4 protein-coding genes are annotated in these 3,910 nt (G+C 46.9%); 3 read left to right on the top strand and 1 reads right to left on the bottom strand.

The annotated features are described in order from the left end of the window. Nucleotides 1-226: 226 nt before the first annotated feature. The gene (locus VIN66_RS01775) at nucleotides 227-421 is read left to right on the top strand and encodes a hypothetical protein (RefSeq protein ID WP_331922396.1); all 195 of its coding nucleotides are present in this window, start codon (nucleotides 227-229) and stop codon (nucleotides 419-421) included. A gap of 82 nt (nucleotides 422-503) precedes the next feature. Here VIN66_RS01775 and VIN66_RS01770 read toward each other — a convergent pair whose 3' ends face one another. Continuing rightward, entirely contained in the window at nucleotides 504-2,057 is a 1,554-nt protein-coding gene (locus VIN66_RS01770) for a PAS domain-containing methyl-accepting chemotaxis protein (RefSeq protein ID WP_331922395.1), read from the bottom strand. Between the two features lie 221 nt (nucleotides 2,058-2,278). Between VIN66_RS01770 and VIN66_RS01765 the strand changes: the two genes are divergently transcribed. After that, on the top strand, nucleotides 2,279-3,616 hold the full coding sequence (locus VIN66_RS01765; RefSeq protein ID WP_331922394.1) for a DUF4397 domain-containing protein: 1,338 nt from the start codon (nucleotides 2,279-2,281) through the stop codon (nucleotides 3,614-3,616). A gap of 17 nt (nucleotides 3,617-3,633) precedes the next feature. After that, a partial coding sequence (locus tag VIN66_RS01760) for a response regulator (RefSeq protein ID WP_331922393.1) occupies nucleotides 3,634-3,910 on the top strand: 277 nt, incomplete at its 3' end.

Below are 3,910 nucleotides of genomic sequence, written 5' to 3'. Positions count from 1 at the left end.
AACGCACATGGAGAAATGAGTCACTCCGCGCTAAGTTGGAATGCCGCCCGCTGCAACGGGCGGCATTTTTTATTTATGCTCCCTAAAGCAGCCTTAAACCGTTCAGATCGCAAAATGGCTATGCCGATACCAGCCATTTCACTGCTGGTGAAAAAAATAAAATAATTTACTAAAGTAAAAGTCTATACCGCCGTTACAGTGTTGAGGAATTGGCATAGGAGGTACTATGAGTCAATCCGTTGGCGCTGCAGGCTCAAACCAGGGCTATGAGGTACTGGGGGCTGTAATGGCCAAAAAGCAGCAGAACCAGGAAGCTAAAATGGCAACCATGCTGGTACAAAGTGCTATGCAATCGGTTGAGCAGGTACAGGCTTCATCCCCTGTAGGCAACCTGGGACAAAACATCAATATCACTGTGTAACTGATAACTGATGTAACAGCAAAGGCCAGCTTTCAGCTGGCCTTTTTATTATGTTACACAATGAATAGCAGCAATCTGGCCGTTAGCGGGTGAAGCGCACCACCAGCTCATGCAGTTCATTTGACACCAGCTGTAACTGTTTGATGCTGTCAGCTGAATTTCCGGCTTCGGTGAGGCTATTGTTGGCCAGACTGGAAATATTCACTACCTGCTGATTCACTTCCTCTGCCACATTCGCCTGCTCTTCAACCGCGGCGGCCATTTGAATGGACATATTGGCGATACTGCCAACGGCATCTGAAATGCCATTTAGCATTTCTTCGGTTTCTTTTACCCTGGTTAAACCGGCGTCTGCGCCTGTGGTACCGTTTTGTGCTACCCTGACAGCATTGTCGGCTCTACCGGTTAAATCGCTGATAATCTGATGAATTTCTTTTGTTGAATCCTGAGTTCGCTGCGCCAGATTACGCACTTCATCTGCCACTACAGCGAAACCACGACCTTGTTCACCTGCCCTTGCCGCCTCTATCGCGGCATTAAGTGCCAACAAATTAGTCTGCTCGGCTATTTGTTCTATCATTTGTGCCACTGACGCTATCTTTTTCGTCTGTTCAGAAACATCCTTCACCGAGTTACTGATATCGTTCACGGTTTGCCGCAACTCTTCTATTGCTTTACGCGTTATCGTCGCGGTCTGTCTGCTGCGCCCGGCCAACTCATTAGACTGCTCAGCCTTCTCTGCAGTTTCCTGTACGTGTTTTGACACTTCGGCGATAGTCGTTGTCATCTGATGCATGGCAGTGGCTGCCTGCTCCGTTTCCTGCTGCTGACGCTGAATCAGTTTCATCGACGACTTGGCCAGTTCAAGCCCAAGATCAGATTGCTCAGACACACTTTTTGCGGCATCTTCCATCCGGCTCAGCACAGCACCAAGATGAGCTTTGGAACTCATCACTGCAACTTTAAGCTCACCTACATCAGGCTTATCATCTGTAAAGGTTTTAACAGCAAGCTCATGCCGGAAAGAATTAGCCAGCAAGGTTTTAACACTATCGAGCGCACTTTTTTTGCTGTAGTTAGCCCAGGCGGCATAACACAATAAAGCCAATATCATGGTAATCAGGGTTAGTCCGGTAAAACCGCTGAAATACAACGCCGCAGCGAGCAGCAAAACTGCGGCCAGAGCCATGTTGGGAAGGGCAAGATGAAAATGACGGGACCGGAATTTTCCCTGATTGATGGCACTGTAAAGCTTTTCCGCCCGCTTAATATCTTCGCGCGACGGGCAGGAACGAACGGACTCATAACCCACCACTTTACCGCCTTCGGTAACAGGGGTGACATACGCATCCACCCAATAGTAGTCACCATTTTTACTGCGGTTTTTTACCAGCCCCATCCATGGTTTGCCGGCTTTTAAATGCTCCCACATAATTTTGTAGGCTAAAGGCGGCATATCCGGGTGACGAACGATATTGTGTGGCTGACCAATTAACTCACTTTTACTAAAACCACTGATCGCTATAAAAGCGTCGTTACAATGACGGATATTGCCATTAAGGTCAGTATTGGAAATCAACTTCTGGCTTGGTGGAAAAGTGCGCTCAGTGTTTGTCACCGGCATATTACGACGCATAAGAATGTGCTCCCTGCTGTTCCTTTTTGAACCTGAATTCTAAAAGTAGCAACAGTTCACAATAAGGCAATGAAGATTAAAGAATAAAGTCACTTACCGTTAAAATTATAAATGCATTCCGGTTAAGAAAGGTTAAGCCGGGTAAAGCTGAGTAAAGCCCGGAACTGTTAGGTATTTCAGCCTTCTTAGCGCTGATTCAGTACTTAATTTGATGAGGCTTTATGCGTATTGTTATACCTTGTTTCCTGTTTTCAGCGGCACTGATGTTGGCCGGATGTGGCAGTAGCGGTTCAGATGATACGTCTGCAACCTATACCAGCAGCTATATTCAGCTATATAACGGCTCAGCTAACAGCACTTCAACCCGTTTAATTCTCACCGACAGCAACGACAGCAGTTACTTAGCAGGCAGCGCGACCTACACCGATTCCACCACCCTGGTGACCTATACGTCTGGTACTTATGATATAACCTTAAGCCGGCTTAACAGCGCAGGAGATGATGTCAGCGTACTGGAAAACAGTATTGAGCTTAAACAGAGTTATAAGCACTTGTTGTTACTGGCCGGTGACTACGCCAACCCGGAGTTACTCAGCCTGTCTTTTTTACGTGATGACAGCCTGACAGACAGCTTTAAACTGTATGTCGCCAGCTTACTGACGGCAAATACCGCTTATGATGTCTATATCAGTGACTCCGACGCCAGCTTTGCCGACGCCAGCCTGGTGGCAACCGTAAATTATCAGCAAATCAGTGAGCCACTTGAGTTCACGCTTGGCAGCTATATCATTTACATTACCGAAGCTGGCAGTAACGATGTGCTCTTTACCTCATCCAGTTATAGTTTTAGTTATCTGACAGAGTACGTGTTGGTTCCACGTTTAGCATCAGGCCCGCTGCAAGGTAACATCGCGGTAGACGTAATTAACAATACCACTACGGTTACACACCTGACTGACATAGCAGCAACAGCGCAGTTCAGGTTATATAACAGCGTAGACAGTACCGACCCCACCGACATCTACCTGAACAACAGTATTGCTTTTACCAGTCTGGCACATGATACGTTCAGTGATTACCTGCAACTGGATGGCGCAGATTACCGCTTATCAGCCACAGACATGGAGGGCAATTCTTTACTGAAAAATGCGCTACTGACGCTGAACCAGGGCGAGAGTAAAGCAGTAGTGTTATTTAAAAACAGTAGCGCAGTAGTAAGTTCGATAGTGGTTGAAGAGAGTAACCTGCCGCAGATTTATGATTTTGATATCAGTGTTGTGAATGTTATTACAGACTACCCTTCATTAAGCCTGTATTTTGTTCCGCCAAACGAAACTATTGATACTACAGAGTATTACATAACGTCATTAAGTCAGGGCGCCCAAACCGAGATCAACTTACCCGATGGCGAATACCGTATACTACTGGTGTATACCGACAGTTATAAGAATAAAGTGCCGTTGGCAGAGTCAGAGTCTGAACAATTTGTCGCTGGCCGTAATTACCTTCTGGTCGCTGAACCGGACGCGGCTGACTATAAAATAAGTTTATTGCACTAAAAGGATCTGAAGATATCGTGACCCGGTTATTGCTTATTGATGATGATGTTCAACTGACAGGCTTGCTGGCAGAGTACCTGACAAAAGACGGCCTGGACGTTACTGTACACAACAGCGCAATGAGCGGGCTAGCCTGCCTGCGCCAGAGTAGCTTTGATCTGCTGATCTTGGATGTCATGATGCCGGTAATGGATGGTATAACCCTGCTCAGGGAGGTACGACATAGCAGCAGCATTCCGGTGATAATGCTGACCGCCCGTGGCGACGATCTGGATAAAGTTGTCGGGCTGGAGC

This window comes from Rheinheimera sp., assembly GCF_036568245.1.
GTDB lineage: Bacteria > Pseudomonadota > Gammaproteobacteria > Enterobacterales > Alteromonadaceae > Alishewanella.
This window is presented reverse-complemented; position numbering and strand designations above follow the sequence as displayed.

What these genes read in the sequence shown, in the direction of transcription:
- VIN66_RS01765 (WP_331922394.1), top strand. Translation starts at nt 2,279, where the DNA reads ATGCGTATTGTTATACCTTGTTTCCTGTTTTCAGCGGCACTGATGTTG.
- VIN66_RS01775 (WP_331922396.1), top strand. Translation starts at nt 227, where the DNA reads ATGAGTCAATCCGTTGGCGCTGCAGGCTCAAACCAGGGCTATGAGGTA.
- VIN66_RS01770 (WP_331922395.1), bottom strand. Translation starts at nt 2,057, where the DNA reads ATGCGTCGTAATATGCCGGTGACAAACACTGAGCGCACTTTTCCACCA.